Annotated in this window: 13 protein-coding genes; 4 read left to right on the plus strand and 9 right to left on the minus strand. The window is 62.8% G+C overall.

What is annotated here, in order from left to right; translation table 11 throughout:
* Positions 1-2 precede the first annotated feature (2 nt).
* From CWB41_RS00160 to CWB41_RS00180, 5 genes are all read right to left on the minus strand, one after another.
* The gene (locus tag CWB41_RS00160) at positions 3-1,628 is read right to left on the minus strand and encodes an ABC transporter ATP-binding protein (protein WP_115835971.1); all 1,626 of its coding nucleotides are present in this window, start codon (positions 1,626-1,628) and stop codon (positions 3-5) included.
* Positions 1,625-2,767 carry an ABC transporter permease gene (locus tag CWB41_RS00165; RefSeq protein WP_115836374.1) on the minus strand — a complete coding sequence of 381 codons (1,143 nt, stop codon included), beginning with the start codon at positions 2,765-2,767 and terminating at the stop codon, positions 1,625-1,627. Before CWB41_RS00165 ends, CWB41_RS00160 begins: the two co-directional genes overlap by 4 nt.
* Positions 2,768-2,806: 39 nt before the next feature.
* Positions 2,807-3,901, minus strand: coding sequence for a microcin C ABC transporter permease YejB (locus CWB41_RS00170; protein ID WP_115835970.1), 1,095 nt, complete (start codon positions 3,899-3,901; stop codon positions 2,807-2,809).
* 1 nt (position 3,902) lies between these two features.
* Positions 3,903-5,798: an extracellular solute-binding protein gene (locus CWB41_RS00175; protein WP_245411211.1), complete on the minus strand. Its 1,896-nt coding sequence runs from the start codon at positions 5,796-5,798 to the stop codon at positions 3,903-3,905.
* Between the two features lie 79 nt (positions 5,799-5,877).
* The gene (locus tag CWB41_RS00180) at positions 5,878-6,417 is read right to left on the minus strand and encodes a c-type cytochrome (protein ID WP_115835969.1); all 540 of its coding nucleotides are present in this window, start codon (positions 6,415-6,417) and stop codon (positions 5,878-5,880) included.
* Positions 6,418-6,668: 251 nt separating this feature from the next.
* On the opposite strand from CWB41_RS00180, the gene CWB41_RS00185 reads away from it, so the two are divergent.
* Positions 6,669-7,532, plus strand: coding sequence for a prephenate dehydratase (locus CWB41_RS00185; protein ID WP_115836372.1), 864 nt, complete (start codon positions 6,669-6,671; stop codon positions 7,530-7,532).
* A gap of 212 nt (positions 7,533-7,744) precedes the next feature.
* The gene (gene pal, locus CWB41_RS00190; RefSeq protein WP_115835968.1) at positions 7,745-8,239 is read left to right on the plus strand and encodes a peptidoglycan-associated lipoprotein Pal; all 495 of its coding nucleotides are present in this window, start codon (positions 7,745-7,747) and stop codon (positions 8,237-8,239) included.
* A 70-nt stretch (positions 8,240-8,309) separates the two neighbouring features.
* Here pal and CWB41_RS00195 read toward each other — a convergent pair whose 3' ends face one another.
* The 4 genes from CWB41_RS00195 to ybgF all read right to left on the minus strand — a co-directional run bounded on the left by CWB41_RS00195 (position 8,310) and on the right by ybgF (position 13,081).
* Positions 8,310-8,603 carry a hypothetical protein gene (locus CWB41_RS00195; RefSeq protein WP_115835967.1) on the minus strand — a complete coding sequence of 98 codons (294 nt, stop codon included), beginning with the start codon at positions 8,601-8,603 and terminating at the stop codon, positions 8,310-8,312.
* Between the two features lie 135 nt (positions 8,604-8,738).
* Positions 8,739-10,670, minus strand: a complete 1,932-nt coding sequence (gene ftsH, locus CWB41_RS00200) for an ATP-dependent zinc metalloprotease FtsH (RefSeq protein WP_115836371.1) — start codon at positions 10,668-10,670, stop codon at positions 8,739-8,741.
* A 130-nt stretch (positions 10,671-10,800) separates the two neighbouring features.
* The gene (tilS, locus tag CWB41_RS00205; protein WP_115835966.1) at positions 10,801-11,862 is read right to left on the minus strand and encodes a tRNA lysidine(34) synthetase TilS; all 1,062 of its coding nucleotides are present in this window, start codon (positions 11,860-11,862) and stop codon (positions 10,801-10,803) included.
* Positions 11,863-11,911: 49 nt separating this feature from the next.
* Positions 11,912-13,081 carry a tol-pal system protein YbgF gene (gene ybgF, locus CWB41_RS00210; protein ID WP_129396359.1) on the minus strand — a complete coding sequence of 390 codons (1,170 nt, stop codon included), beginning with the start codon at positions 13,079-13,081 and terminating at the stop codon, positions 11,912-11,914.
* Between the two features lie 256 nt (positions 13,082-13,337).
* On the opposite strand from ybgF, the gene glmM reads away from it, so the two are divergent.
* Positions 13,338-14,678, plus strand: coding sequence for a phosphoglucosamine mutase (glmM, locus tag CWB41_RS00215; RefSeq protein ID WP_115835964.1), 1,341 nt, complete (start codon positions 13,338-13,340; stop codon positions 14,676-14,678).
* A 162-nt stretch (positions 14,679-14,840) separates the two neighbouring features.
* Positions 14,841-15,653, plus strand: a complete 813-nt coding sequence (locus CWB41_RS00220; protein ID WP_115835963.1) for an outer membrane protein — start codon at positions 14,841-14,843, stop codon at positions 15,651-15,653.
* Positions 15,654-15,753: the final 100 nt, after the last annotated feature.

A 15,753-nucleotide genomic window follows, 5' to 3' on the forward strand; every position in this document is an offset into this window, starting at 1 on the left:
GATTACTGCGCCACGACGCCGCTGCGGTCGGCTTCGATCGCGAAGGCCGCGGCGAAAAGCGCGCGCGTATAATCGCTCTGCGGATTGGCGAAAATCTCCGTCGCCGCCCCCTGCTCCACGACCTTGCCCTGGCGCATGACGACGATCTCGTTGGCGAGCGCGCGCACGACACGCAAATCGTGGCTGATGAAGAGATAGGCGAGCCGACGCTTTTCCTGCAATTGCCGCAGCAGATCGACGATTTGCGCCTGCACCGACATGTCGAGGGCCGAGGTCGGCTCGTCGAGCACGACGAATTTCGGCTCCAGCACCATCGCCCGCGCGATTGCCACACGTTGACGCTGGCCGCCGGAAAATTCATGCGGATAGCGGTCCATCGCCGCCGGATCGAGGCCTGTATCGGCAAGGGTGCGCGCGACGATCTCGCGCCGCTCCACAAGGCTGAGACGCGTGCCTTGCGCGACAAGCCCTTCCGCGACGATATCGGCGATCGAGAGACGCGGCGAAAGTGATCCGTAAGGATCCTGAAAGACGATCTGCATGTCGCGCCGCAACGGCCGCATGGCCTTGAAGCTCAGGCCGTCGATGCGCTGGCCCAAATAGACGATCGGCCCTTGCGAGCGGATGAGCCGCAGCACGGCGAGGCCGAGCGTCGTCTTGCCCGAGCCGGATTCGCCGACGACGCCGATGGTCTCGCCCTGACGCAGCTTCAGCGAGACGCCGTCGACCGCCTTGACCGCGCCGATTGTCCGGCGCAGCAGGCCGCGCTTGATGGGGAAATGCACGCGCACGTCCTGCGCCTCGAGCACGACCGGCGCCGAGGAATCGCTCGTCGGCGGGCTCCCCTTCGGCTCGGCGGCGAGCAAAGCCTTTGTATAGGGATGCTGCGGCGACTTGAAAATCCGCTCGACGCTCCCGGCCTCGACGATCTCGCCGCGCTGCATCACCGCGACATCGTCGGCAAGCTTGCGCACGATGTTGAGATCGTGCGTGATGAACAGCATCGCCATGCCGTGGCGTTTCTGCAAATCCTTCAGCAGCGTAAGGATTTGCGCCTGTACAGTGACATCGAGCGCCGTCGTCGGTTCATCCGCGATGAAAAGATCGGGCCGGTTGGCGAGGCTCATCGCGATCATCACGCGCTGACGCTGGCCCCCCGAAAGCTGATGCGGATAGGCCGAAAGACGCTGCGCCGGATCGGGAATGCCGACCTCGCTGAGCAATTCGACGATGCGCTGCGTCAGCGCCGGCCCTTTGCGCGCGCCGTGAAGCTCGAGAATTTCGCCGATCTGCCGCGCAATCGTATGCAGCGGGTTCAGCGACGTCATCGGCTCCTGAAACACCATCGTGATCGCATTGCCGCGGATCGCGCGCAATCGCTTCTCATTGCATTTCAGAATGTCCTCGCCCTTGAACAGCGCGGCGCCCGAAACATGCGCAGCCGGCGGCAGCAGGCGCAGAATCGACAGCGCCGTCACCGACTTGCCGGAGCCGGATTCGCCGACGATCGCCAGCGTGCGGCCGCGATCCAGCGAGAAGGATATGCCTTTGACGGCCGGAAACTCCGCCCCGCTCTGCCGGAAGGCAACGCGCAGATCGCGCACGTCGAGAAGCGGCGCGCCGCTCATGCGATGGTCTTTCGCGGGTCGAAGGCATCGCGCACCGCCTCGCCGATGAAGATCAGCAGCGACAGCATGATGGCGATAACGAAGAAGCCGGTCAGGCCCAGCCAGGGCGCCTGAAGGTTCGACTCGCCTTCGAGCAGAAGTTCGCCGAGCGACGCCGAGCCGGACGGCAGACCAAAGCCGAGGAAATCGAGCGCCGTCAGCGTCGAGATCGAGCCATTGAGCACGAACGGCAGAAAGGTCAGGGTCGCGACCATCGCATTCGGAAGTACGTGCTTGACCATGATCCGCGCGTTGCTGAGGCCGAGTGCACGCGCCGCCGTGACATATTCGAAATTGCGGGCACGCAGAAATTCCGCGCGCACGACATGGACGAGGTTGACCCAGGAAAAGAGCAGCAGCGTGCCGAGCAGAACAAAGAAGCTCGGCGTGATGATCGAGGATAAAATGATGAGCAGATAGAGCTGCGGCACGGACGACCAGACCTCGATCAGCCGCTGCAGGATGAGGTCGGTCCAGCCGCCGAAATAGCCTTGCACCGCGCCCGCCGCGACGCCGACAACCGAGGAGATCGACGCCAGTGCAAGACCGAAGAGAACCGAAATCCTGAAGCCGTAAATGAGGCGTGCCGCGACGTCGCGGCCCTGGTCGTCGGTGCCGAGCCAGTTCCATTCGATATCGGCGCAGCCGTGATTCGGCTTGCCCGGCGGAAGGACGCGCGCCGCCGCAGCCGTGCACTGCTCCTGCGTCAGCATCCAGGTCGGTGGCGATGGCGCCGGCGTCGGCAGGGAGCGCTCGATGGTGCGATAGGAATAATGAATCGGCGGCCAGATCATCCAGCCATGCGCCTTGATCTCAGCGGCGATGAACGGATCACGATAATCGGTGCGCGCGAGAAAACCACCGAATTGCGATTCCGGATAATCCTCGAAGATCGGAAACAGCAATTCGCCCTTGTAGGAGGCGACCAGCGGGCGATCGTTGGCGATGAATTCAGCAAAGAGCGAGGCGACGAAGAGAAAAATAAAAATCCAGAACGACCAATAGCCACGCTTGTTGTTGCGGAAATTGGCGAGCCTGCGCCGGTTGAGCGGCGTAAGCCTCAGCAATCCATCCCTGGCGAGCGGCGGCGCGAGCGCCATGAACTCGGCCGCCGGGCCCGATGTCGCCGGCAGGCTCACTCAGACCTCCCGCGTTTCGAAATCGATGCGCGGATCGATCCAGGTGTAAGTGAGGTCCGAGATGAGATTCACGACGAGGCCGAGCAGCGCGAAAATGTAGACGTTGGCGAAGACGACCGGGTAATCGCGATTGACGACCGATTCATAGGACAAGAGGCCGAGGCCATCGAGCGAGAAGATGGTCTCAATGAGCAATGCGCCGCCGAAGAAGGCATTGATGAAAGCGCCCGGAAATCCCGCGACGACAATCATCATCGCATTGCGGAACACGTGGCCGTAAAGCACGCGCCGCTCGCTGAGGCCCTTCATCCGCGCAGTGAGCACATATTGCTTGCGGATTTCATCGAGGAAGGAATTCTTGGTGAGGAAGGTAACCGTCGCAAAGGCGCTGAGCGTCAGCGCCGACACCGGCAAAGTGATGTGCCAGAAATAATCCTTGATCTTGCCGAGGAGCGAGAGCTGATCGAAATTCTCGGAGGTAAGCCCGCGCAGCGGAAAAATCTGCCAGAACGAGCCGCCGCAGAACAGCACAATCAGGAAGATCGCGAAGAGAAAGCTCGGGATCGCATAACCGACGATGATGACGCTCGAGGTCCAGATGTCGAATCGCGAGCCGTCGCGCACCGCCTTGGCGATGCCGAGCGGAATCGAGATGAGATAAGAGATCAGCGTCATCCATAGGCCGAGGGAAATCGAGACCGGCAGCTTCTCCTTGATCAGTTCGATGACGGACGTATCGCGGAAATAGGATTTGCCGAAGTCGAAGCGCAGATAATTCTTCAGCATGATCCAGAAGCGTTCGGGCGCCGGTTTGTCGAAGCCGAATTGCTTGTTGAGTTCGGCGATGAATTTCGGGTCGAGCCCCTGCGCGCCGCGATAGCGCGAGGTAAATTCCGTGCTGCTGCCGCCGCCTGCACGAGTGTCCGCGCCGCCGGTGAAATTCGTCGTCGCATTGGTGTCGAGGCCCTGCAATTGCGCGAGGATGCGCTCGACCGGGCCGCCCGGGGCGAATTGTACGATGATGAAAGAGATGAGCAGGATGCCAAAGACCGTCGGGATCATCAAAAGGATGCGGCGGACGATATAGGCAAGCATGTCAATGGCCGGGGAGATGAACGCGCGCGGCCTTGTCCGTATCGTACCACCAGGTCGAGACGACGCCGATATCGTATTTCGCGCTGCGCGCGGGACGCGAGAACACATCCCAATAGGCAACGAGATGATTGGGCTTGTTCCACATCGGCACCCAATAATGCCCGCATCGCAGGATGCGATCGATGCAACGGCAGATGTAGGTGAGCTTTTCGCGGGTATCGACGGTCAGCGCCTGTTCGATCAAGGCGTCGATCACCGGATCGGCAATGCCGGAAATATTGTAGGACCCCGGCAGATTGGCCGTCTGCGAGCCGAAATAGGCACGCATCGCCTCCCCCGGCGTAAGGCCGAGGCCGAAGCGCGACGTGACGATGTCGTAATCGAAATTGTCGGTGCGCTGCTTATATTGCGCCGGATCGACGGTGCGGAAGCGCGCGGTGATGCCGAGCAGGTTGAGATTGCGGATGAAGGGCGCTGTGTGCGGCTCAAGCGCATTGTCGAAATCGAGGAATTCGATCTCGAACGGCTTGCCGTCCGGCAGCAACAGGTTCGCGCCATCGCGCTTGCAGCCGGCCGCGAGCAGAAGGTCGTTGGCCTTGCGCAGCAGCGTGCGATCTTCACCCGAGCCGTCCGAAACCGGCGGTACCGGCACGTCGCCGAACACGGCTTCCGGCAATTTGGCCTTGAACGCCGAAAGGATCGCGAGTTCTTCCGGCGACGGCTTGCCGCTCGCCATCATCGGCGAGTTCTGGAAATACGACACCGTGCGGTGATAAAGGCCGTACATGATGTTGCGGTTGGTCCATTCGAAATCGAAGCACTGTTCCAGCGCCTCGCGAATGCGGATGTCCTTGAATTTGTCGCGACGGATGTTGAGGAACCAGGCCTGCGTGCCGAGCGGCAATTGGTCCGGCAAAGTCTCGCGCTTGATGCGGCCGTCCTTGACCGCGGCGAACGTATATTGCGTCGACCACACGGCCGAGGTGAACTCCTCGCGGAAGGTGAAGACGCCGGCCTTGAAGGCCTCGAAGGCCACTTTGCGGTCAGCGAAATATTCGAAGCGGATGCGGTCGAAATTGTTCTGCCCGACGTTGAGCGGCAGATCCTTGCCCCAATAATCAGCGATGCGCTCGTAGACGATGAAATGGCCCGCGTCGAAGGAGCCGACCTTGTAGGGGCCTGAGCCCAGCGGCGGCTCCAGCGTCGTCTCGTTGAAGGCGTGTTTGCCGTAATAGGCCGCGGAGAAGATCGGCTGGCCGGCGACAATCAGCGCCGCCTCGCGGCTGCGGCCCTTCTTCAGTTTCACCGTCACGACATCGTCGGCCTCGGCGGTCGCGCTGTCGAGATCGCGCAGCGATTGGGCGATCGCGGGATGGCCCTGCTGCTTCAGGATGTTCAGCGAGAAGACGACATCATGCGCCGTCAGCGGCGCGCCGTCGTGGAAACGCGCCTCCTTGCGCAGAAAGAAGCGATAGGTGAGCTTGTCGGCCGAGACCCAGACCTTTTTGGCGACGAGACCATAGAGGGCGTCGGGCTCGTCGCTGTTGCCGGCCATCAGCGAGTCGAAGACCGCGCCCATGCCGCTCGCGCCGTCGCCCTTCAGAATATAGACGTTGAAGGAATCGAACGTGGTCGGATCGACATTGGCGCCGCCGCCGGTAGGCTGCAGCGCGATTTCGCCGCCCTTCGGCGCCTGCGGATTGACATAGGCGAGGGATTTGAAGTCCGGCGGCAAAGCCAGATCGCCGAAGATCGACAGACCATAGGTCTCGGCGCCCGCCGGCGCCGCTTCACCCAGAACGCGGAACGGGCGAAGTGGACCGATCGTGCCGAGAAAGCCGGAGCAGAGTTGGAGCGCGGAGCGGCGGGAGAAGACCGGACGTTTCAGCGAAGTCAAAAAAGCCTCTCTCTGACACTTTGCGGATGAGCCGCGAGTCAGAATGTCCGAGGATTATGTCGCTTTTTGACTTCGTCGGCTAGGGCGCGGGCTTCGGCAGCGGCACCGGGCTATCCGAGAGCGTATCGAGATAGGCGACGATGTCGGCGCGCTTCTGCGGATCCGGCTCGCCGGAGAAGGTCATCTTTGTGCCCGGGACAAAAGCCTGCGGGTCCTTGATGAAGGTGAAAACATCCTGCGGCGTCCAGGTGCCGCCCTTGGCCTTCATCGCATCGGAATATTGGAAACCGGCGACAGAGCCGCGAGCGCGCCCGACAACGCCATAAAGCGGCGGCCCGAGAATGACGCCACCACCCTTGGCGAGGTTGTGACACATTTGGCAGACTTTGCTGTCGTCCTCGCCCTTCTTCGCACTCGCCTTGCCGATATAGCTGGCGAGCTCCTCGGTGGGGGCCGGTGCGGCAGCGGCCGCTGCCGGCTTCGGCGCCTCACCCGCGGCCGGAGTGTCGGCTGGCTTCGGATGCGAGAAAATCGCATTCGAGGCGAGATAGACGACTTGCAGGAAAAGCAGCGTGCCGAGAACGCCACCGGCGATCTTGTTGATCTCAAAGGAATTCATGACGGCTCTTCGTCCCCCCTTTTGGGTCATCCACGCCCGCAAAGATGACATTTATGCTGATCATTAGTCGTTTTTGCGCGAGCTTGGCAACCCATATCCGCGCCGCCAGCGGCTAATTTTCCGCGCAATTGGCCGACGGCGTTGCCCTCTTTCATCCTATCGGAGTCTATGCTTATAGGCGGGCCGTGCCGGAGCGTTCCGGCGTCGACGCTCGCGCCGTTTCGAACCGGCGCGTGCCTTCTGAGGCAGGGATGACGAAAAAGAAAATCGCCTATCAGGGCGAGCCTGGCGCCAATTCCGACATTGCCAGCCGGGCGCTCTATCCGAACTTGGAACCGTTGCCTCGCGCCACGTTCGAGGACGTGCTCGCGGCCGTCACCGACGGCGCCGCCGAATGCGCGATGATCCCGATCGAAAATTCGCTCGCCGGCCGCGTCGCCGATATTCATGCGCTTCTGCCCACGGCGGGACTCTATATCGTCGGCGAATATTTCCTGCCGATCCATTTCCAATTGCTCGGCCTCAAGGGCACGAAGATCGAGAATTTGAAAACGGTCTACAGCCACGTCCACGCGCTGGGCCAATGCCGGAAAATCATTCGCGCGCATCATCTCGTCGCCCATATCAGCGGCGATACGGCCGGAGCGGCGCGGGAAATCGCAGAATGGCGCGACCCGACAAAAGCCGCCCTCGCGCCGGCGCTCGCGGCGGAAATTTACGGCCTCGATATCCTCGCCGTCGATGTAGAGGACGAGAAGCACAACACGACGCGCTTCGTCATTCTGGCGCGCGAGCCCCGCTGGCCGAAGCTTGGCACGAGTTCCCTGCTGACGACCTTCGTTTTCCGCGTCCGCAACGTGCCGGCCGCGCTCTACAAGGCGCTCGGCGGCTTCGCCACCAACGGCGTCAACATGACCAAGCTCGAGAGCTACATGGTCAACGGCGAATTTACCGCGACCCAGTTCCTCGCCGATGTCGACGGCCATCCGGAGGAGCCGGCGCTCGCCCGCGCCTTCGAAGAGCTGGCCTTCTTCTGCAAGGAATTCAGGATTCTCGGCGTCTACCCCTCCCACCCGTTCCGCGCCGCCAGCGTGGCCGTGGGCGCGGCAGACTGAGGTTTTTGGGCTACGCCTTGAGGCGAAACATGCCGGCCTGCGCCAAAGCGGGCCGGCGGCCCCATTGCTGCCATCAAGGCCAATTTAACCATCTGAGGCGATGGCGCGAATGCAACGCATGTCGTGAAGCTCTCATAAAGGTTGACGGAACCTTCGTTTAACCAACGCCCGCTACCAAGGACGGAACGAGCGCCATGAAAGGAGTTTTTGTCATGAGCCTTCACCGACGCGGGGGAGCTTTCAAGCTTGCCGCCGCTCTGGGCGTTGCCCTTGCGATGGCGGCCTGCGCCAAAAACCCCGGAGCCGACAGCCTCGCTGGCGGATACGGCACCGCGACCCCCGGTTCGCCGCAGGACTTCAGCCAGAATGTTGGGGACCGCGTCTTCTTCGAGACCGACTCGATCGAATTGACCTCGCTCGCGCAATCGACTCTCGACAAGCAAGCCACCTGGCTTCAGCAATACGGCCGCTACAATTTCGTCGTGGAGGGCCACGCCGACGAGCGCGGCACGCGCGAATACAATTTCGCCCTCGGCGCCCGTCGCGCCGAGCGCGTGAAGGAATATCTGATCGCCCGCGGCATCTCGGCGTCGCGTATCCGCACCATCAGCTACGGCAAGGAGCGCCCTGTCGCGGTCTGCAACGACATTTCCTGCTGGTCGCAGAACCGTCGCGTGGTCACCGACATCAACCCCGGCCAGTCGTAAGCCGAACGTCGATTATCTCGATCCGAAAAAGGCCGGTCCTCGCGGGGACCGGCCTTTTTCTTTCGCAGCGCTATTCAGGCGCCGAACCCGCAGGCGGCCTCGATGGAAGCGCGCGCAGGAATGTCAGAGAGAAAAACGCGCCGATCCAGGAGCCAACGGCTGCGAAGCACACGTAAACCCAGTTTTCCGTGTAATTGATGACGGCATAGGACGAGAGCAGATACCAGAAGCTGCTCCAGCTCGCCGCCGAAAATCGCCGCCGCGCACTGACGGCCGAGGTGAACATGACATAGACGGCATCCGTCGCCGCGGTCGCAAGGACGACGCCCGCCGCCGTCAGCAGATCAATATGCAAGCCGCTCATCGCTCGATCTCCGGGCTTCTACCGCCTAAGGCATCAGACTAGGCGGGAACCGGAAGACGCGCGACAGGCCGGAATCGAAACGGCGCTCGATTGCCAGGCAATCAAGCGCCGTTAATTTTCAGTTGCCCTACAGGCTCAGGTCTGCGGCTGCGGCTCGAAGCCCGGGTCGGGGCCCGGTCGGGCTTGCCGGCCCGTGGACGGCACCGGCGAGGGTCGCGGCGCCGGTGCAGGCGGCGGCTCGTCGCCCGATTCGCGGATCGGTTTCTGGCCCCGCAGGAGACCGTAAATCTCCTCGCCGGTCAGGGTCTCGTATTCCAACAGGCCCTTGGCCAAGGTTTCGAGATCCTGACGCTTCTCGGTGATGATGCGGGTCGCGTCCGCCAGACCGGCCTCGACAAGACGGCGCACTTCCGCGTCGATCTTCTGCGACGTCGATTCGGAAATGTTGTTCTGCTTGCCCATCGAGTAGCCGAGGAACACTTCTTCCTGGTTCTCGCCGTACATGACGGTGCCGAGTTCGTCGGAGAAGCCCCAGCGTGTGACCATCGCACGGGCAAGCTTCGTTGCCTGCTCGATGTCCGATTGCGCACCGGACGTCACCTTGTCCTTACCGAAGATGATCTCTTCGGAGACACGGCCGCCCATCAGCACCGCCAGCCGCGAGGTCATCTGCTCGTAGCTCATCGACAGCTTGTCGCGTTCCGGCAATTGCATGACCATGCCGAGGGCGCGGCCGCGCGGGATGATCGTCGCCTTGTGGACCGGGTCGGTCGCCGGCACGTTGAGCGCGACGATGGCGTGACCACCCTCGTGATAAGCGGTCAGGATTTTCTCCTGCTCGGTCATCACCAGCGTGCGCCGCTCGGCGCCCATCATGATCTTGTCCTTGGCGTCTTCGAACTCGCTCATCATCACGATGCGCTTGCCGCGCCGGGCGGCAAGCAAGGCCGCCTCATTGACGAGGTTCATCAGGTCGGCGCCGGAAAAGCCCGGCGTGCCACGCGCGACGGTCTTGAGATCGACATCGGGCGACAGCGGCACCTTGCGCACATGCACCTTGAGGATGCGCTCGCGGCCGATCACGTCCGGATTGGGCACGACGATCTGGCGGTCGAAACGGCCTGGACGCAGCAGCGCCGGATCGAGCACGTCAGGCCGGTTGGTCGCGGCGATGAGGATGATGCCCTCATTCGCGTCGAAACCGTCCATCTCGACTAGCAACTGGTTCAGCGTCTGCTCGCGCTCGTCATTGCCGCCACCGAGGCCGGCGCCGCGATGGCGACCAACAGCATCGATTTCGTCAATGAAGATGATGCAGGGCGCGTTCTTTTTCGCCTGCTCGAACATGTCGCGGACGCGGCTCGCGCCGACGCCGACGAACATTTCGACGAAGTCGGAACCCGAGATCGTGAAGAAGGGCACGTTCGCCTCGCCGGCGATGGCGCGGGCAAGGAGCGTCTTGCCGGTGCCAGGCGGGCCGACAAGCAGCACGCCACGCGGAATCCGGCCACCCAGCCTCTGGAATTTCTGCGGATCGCGCAGGAATTCCACGATCTCCTGCAAATCTTCCTTCGCCTCATCGACGCCGGCGACATCCTCAAATGTGATGCGCCCATGCGCCTCGGTCAGCAGCTTGGCCTTCGACTTGCCGAAGCCAAGCGCCTTGCCGCCCGCGCCCTGCATCTGCCGGGTCACGAAGATCCACATGCCGACAAAGGCAATGATCGGCAGACCGTTGATCAGCAAGGTCAGCAGCCAGCTATTGCCATCCGACGGCGGCCGGGCGTTGATCGTCACGCCGTTCTTGACCAGTTGCTGCACGAGCGAGGGATCGTTCGGCGTATAGGTCGCGAAGGACTTGTCGTTTTTCAGATGGCCCGAAACCTCATTGCCGACGATCGTCACATCGCGGACCTGGCCCGTCTGGACGTCGCCAAGGAACTCGCTGAAGCTGACACCATCCTGCGAAGCCGTATGCTGGCCAGGATTATAGAACAGCATCACCAGCGCCACGACGAGCAGGAAGATGATGACCCAGAGCGCAAAATTTCTGAAATTCGGATGCATATTCAACTCGCCGCAGACCCGTTTTACGTCTTATCGAAAAACTGCCCGCTCATAGGCGCCGCCATGGCGCGTCCGCTTAATGTAGGCGCGGGCGCAGGGGTTGCCAAGAGAATGGCATTAGAGAACTCGCTTACAGCATTGCAGCCTCACCTGGCCCTTCGCAAGGCTTCGGCACGGCGGAATCATGGACCAAACCGCGGCGGCGGGTTTTTTCCGGGCGTAAGGTCAATAATCCATCGGCGGCGAGAGATAATCTTACGCCGCCAAGCGTGCCATGGAAAACACGCCCTCGGTGTAATGCTGCACACAAGTCTTGTGCCAGTCTTTCGAGCCGGTCGAGCCGCAATGGCTTGCCAACTCCCAAGGTGGAGATCTCCGCCGCGATGATGCGGCGCAAAATCTCCTCCGGACAATCGCCCAGATGCGCGACAGAAATACCGACTCCACCGCTCGCCGGAAACCTTCGCAGCATCGCGCGGACAGTTTCCGTTTGCACCGCGAGCGCCTGTTCGGCCCGCGCCGCCCGTCGCCCGAGCCGCGCCAGCCCCGAAGCGCTGAGTCCGGCTTCTTCCAGAAGTGGAAGAAGAGCCCGTAACCGCGTGCGGGCAAAAGCAGAATTCTCGTTCGACGGATCGCGGAAATACGGCTGATCGCAGGCTTCGCAATAGTCGATCAACGTCTTCTTGGAATAGATCAGCAGCGGACGGTAAAGCGTGATACCGCCAAGCCTAATCTCGCTGCTCATTCCGGCGAGCCCCGCCAGACCGCTGCCACGCAGAAGCCGAAACAGAATCGTTTCGGCCTGATCGTCGGCATGGTGGGCGGTCAGCAGATAATCGGCGCCGAGTTCGCGTGCGTGGGCGCCGAGCAAGGCATAGCGGGCGGCGCGCGCCCGCTCCTGAATACGGCTTTTCGGCTTGGCGCCCTGCCACGTCAAAATGCTGTGCGGCAGTCCGAGGGCTTCGGACCAGCCGCCGACGGCTTCAGCCTCCTCCCGCGATCCGGGACGCAGGCCGTGGTCGACCGTCGCGACATGCAGGCTCGCGCCCGCCGCCTGTCCCTCGGCCAGCCAGAGCGCGGCAAACCGCAGCAGCGCCAGCGAATCGGGGCCGCCCGAAACCGCGAGCAACGCCCGCCGTCCGGCGAGCGGCGCGAAAAGAGCGGCGAGCTTCGCCGTGCTGATCTTCTCCATAGCTACCTAGACCCCGGAGACCTCGGCCCAGCCACGTTCAAGGCCGGTTTCAGGCCCCGCATTGGCTGCGCTTAGCCTCACGCTCCGCGCCCGCCTTCACCGCTGCCGAAGCATTGGGATATTTGCGAGGCACCTCGCTGAAGGTGGCGCAGGCTTGTTCCTTGGCGCCGAGAGTGCGCAGCGATTCGCCGAGCCGCAACATGGCCTCCGGCGCACGGGTCGAGGCGGCGAAATTCGTCGAAATCTTCAAAAACTGCTCGGCCGCCTCGCGTGTCCGTCCCCGCGCGGCATAGGATTCGCCCAGAAAATAGAGCGCTTCGGCCGTCAGCCGCGACTTCGGGTTCTTGTCGATGAACGCAGCAAGGCTGCGCTCGGCACTGTCGTAGTCCTTTTGCTTGAAATAGCCGAGGGCGACGTCGAATTCCTGCCGCGGCGTAGCCGGTTGCGCGCTGGCGATCATCGTGCCGCCGGGCGTCGTCACGCCGCCGGCAGGAACGCCGCCATCCGACGACGGCGCTGCTGCCTGCGCGGGCGTATATTGCGCGCTCGGCAGATTGAGCGGCGCGTTCGGATCGCTGCCGGTGCTCGCGCCATTGTCGGCGATGGGCGGCGGCGGGGCCCCCGTCGTGCCGAGCTGCTTCGGCGCGCCCGGCGCGTCTGGATGCGCGGTGGGGTCGAAAGCATCGTCCCGCCGCGAGCGCGGGGTGCTTCCCGCCGACGAATCAGTCGAGGAATCAGCCGAAGCGTCCGTATCCGCCCCGGATTGCGGCGGCGCATTATCGGCATCCGTCGCGGGTGGCGGATTTGCAGGGGTCAGTTCGCCGTGACGTGCCGGACGGCCGCCGCGCTCCTGAAACCGGAAATCGACGTCTTCCTGGAACTTCTTGAGTTGGTCCTGCAACTGATGATTCGCGAACTGCATCTGCTGCATTTCGCCGGTCATCTGACGGATCTGATCTTCGAGACGTTCAACACGCACAAGCAGGCTCGCATCGTCCGCCCCCCCCCCCTGCGGGGCATAGCCGCCGCCGGGAGGCGGAGCGCCGCCATTGTCCTGAGAATCGCCGCCGCCGACATTGTCCGGTGGGACGGCATAGGATTGCGCAACCTGAAGGCGCGTGCCTTGCGCGAAGGCGAGCGCGGGGGCGAGACTCAGGGCGCCGGCCAAGGCAATCCCGGTCAGGGCAATCACAGCAGCGTCTTTGCTCAATCGAGTCATGCGTGAAATCCAATCTTCCTGATTTGGATCATACTGCATAGTTCGGCCAAAGTTAGGTTTTTCGATTGGAATTTCGCGGCGCTGCGGTTGAAGAAATAACCTTCAATCGAGCGTAAACGCCGCGCGGGCCCGGTTGGGTTAGGCAATCGGCGGCGGATGCGATAGAATGGGCGTTTCCGGAGCCACCGGGTATCTCCATCACATCGGAGTCGGGCGCCGCCGCGCGGCTCGCCTTCGCGGCGCAGGAGCATGACGTTTGGGCAAGCATTTCGGGACCGACGGAATTCGCGGCCTCGCCAACAAGATCATCACTCCCGATCTGGCGATGAAGGTCGCGCAGGCCACCGGCATCCTCTTTCAGCGCGGCGAACACCGCCACCGCGCCGTCATCGGCAAGGATACCCGCCTCTCCGGCTATATGATCGAAACCGCCATGGTCGCGGGCTTCACCTCGGTCGGCGTCGACGTTCTGCTGCTCGGCCCGATGCCGACGCCCGCCGTCGCCATGCTCACTCATTCGATGCGCGCCGATGTCGGAGTGATGATCTCCGCATCGCACAATCCGTTCGAGGACAACGGCATCAAATTGTTCGGCCCGGACGGCTTCAAGCTCTCCGACGAGGTCGAGGCCAAGATCGAGGCGATTGTCGATGGTGAGCTGCCGGTCAAGCTTGCCAATTCCCCCGATCTCGGCCGCGCCATGCGCGTCGAGGGCGACCGCGCCCGCTATATCGAATTCGCCAAGCGCACGCTGATCGGCAATCCCTCGCTCGACGGGATGCGCATCGTCGTCGATTGCGCCAACGGCGCTGCCTACAAGGTCGCCCCGGAAGCCCTGTGGGAGCTCGGCGCCGAGGTCTTCACCATCGGCGACGCTCCGGACGGCTTCAACATCAACCGCGATGTCGGCTCCACCGCGCCCAAGGCGCTCGTCAATAAGGTCCGCGAGATGCGCGCCGATGTCGGCATTGCGCTCGACGGCGACGCCGACCGGGTCATCATCGTCGATGAGCGCGGCAAGGTCGTCGATGGCGATCAGTTGATGGCGGCCATCGCCCAGAGCTGGCAGCAGGACGGCCGGCTGGCGCGCCCCGGCATCGTCGCGACGCTGATGTCCAATCTTGGCTTCGAGCGTTACCTGAGCAGTATCGGCCTCGCCCTCGCCCGTACTGCCGTCGGCGACCGCTATGTGCTCGAACATATGCGCGAGCACGGCTACAACCTCGGCGGCGAACAATCCGGCCATATCATCCTTAGCGATTATTGCACGACCGGCGACGGGCTTGTCGCGGCCTTGCAATTGCTCTCCATCGTCAAGCGCCGACAGCGCCCGGTCAGCGAGGTCTGCCACCGATTCGAGCCGGTTCCGCAGATCCTGCGCAATGTCCGCTTCCGCAGCAGCCGCCCCCTCGAGGAAGAGCGCGTCTCCCGCGCCATCGAGGACGGCCGGCGTAAGCTTGGCAATGACGGCCGTCTGGTGATTCGCCTTTCCGGCACCGAGCCGGTCGTGCGCGTCATGGGCGAAGGCGACAACCGCGATCTCGTCGAGCAGATCGTCGACGATGTCTGCGAGGCGCTGAGCGCCGTCGCCGCCTGAAAACAGGCAGCAAAAGCGGGGCTTCGCGCCCGGCGCTCCCAGGCCAATTAACCTTAAAAACTAGGGTTAAGAGGCTTTTAAGCTCTTTGAGCCATTTTTCCCTTCCGTTGGACACGGCGGCGGCTGACCCGCGCGCCAGCGCCTTTGAGGGGACTAATCGTTATGGCCAGCATCAAGACCTTCCTAATCGCAAGCGCCGTGGCGATTGGCGCTTTCAATGTCGCCCACGCGGCCGATCTCGACCTGCCGCCACCGCCCCAGGTTGAAGCCCCGCCCCCGCCGGTTGTCAGCGGCTGGTACCTGCGCGGCGACGTCGGCGTCGGCTTCGACCAATTGAGCAATTTCTACTCCACCGACGCTCCGATCGTGCCCGGCTATTCCTTCGAGGGCGCCGGCCTTGGCCGTCAGGTCGATATCGGCGGCGGCGTCGGCTACCAGGTCAACAACTGGGTGCGCTTCGACGTGACCGGCGAATACCGGACCGCGACGAAATATTGGGCGACTGAGAATTACGCCGGCACGACGCCGGACTGCGCCACCTGCTATGATGACTACTCTGGCCGCGTCAGCACGTTCGACGTGCTCGCCAATGGCTATATCGACCTTGGCACCTGGTACAATTTCACGCCGTTCATCGGCGCGGGTGTCGGCGCGGCCTTCAACCAGTTCTCTGGCCTGACCGATGTCGGTGTGCAGACCGGCGGCTATGGCGTCGCGCCCACCAGCAACAGTGTCGCTCTCGCCTGGGCGATACATGCGGGCGTGGATTATTCCTTCACGCCGAACTGGAAGCTTGAAGTCGCCTACCGCTATTTCAACGGCGGCAAGGTCACCAGCGACGGCATCGTCTGCACCGCAGGCTGCACGCACGAAGTCCAGAGCTTCAATATCGCCTCGCAGGATGTTCTCGTCGGCCTGCGCTACGTCTTCACCGACGTTCCGGCAGTGGCACCGCCGCTCGTTACCAAATATTGATCCGGGCAAACCGGGCGAACGAAAAAGCGGGCCACGAGGCCCGCTTTTTTTGCGTCGCGGCAATGGACCGGCGAGCCCGTAAAAACATGGTTTCGGGTGG

It is taken from the genome of Methylovirgula ligni (assembly GCF_004135935.1).
Taxonomy (GTDB): domain Bacteria; phylum Pseudomonadota; class Alphaproteobacteria; order Rhizobiales; family Beijerinckiaceae; genus Methylovirgula; species Methylovirgula ligni.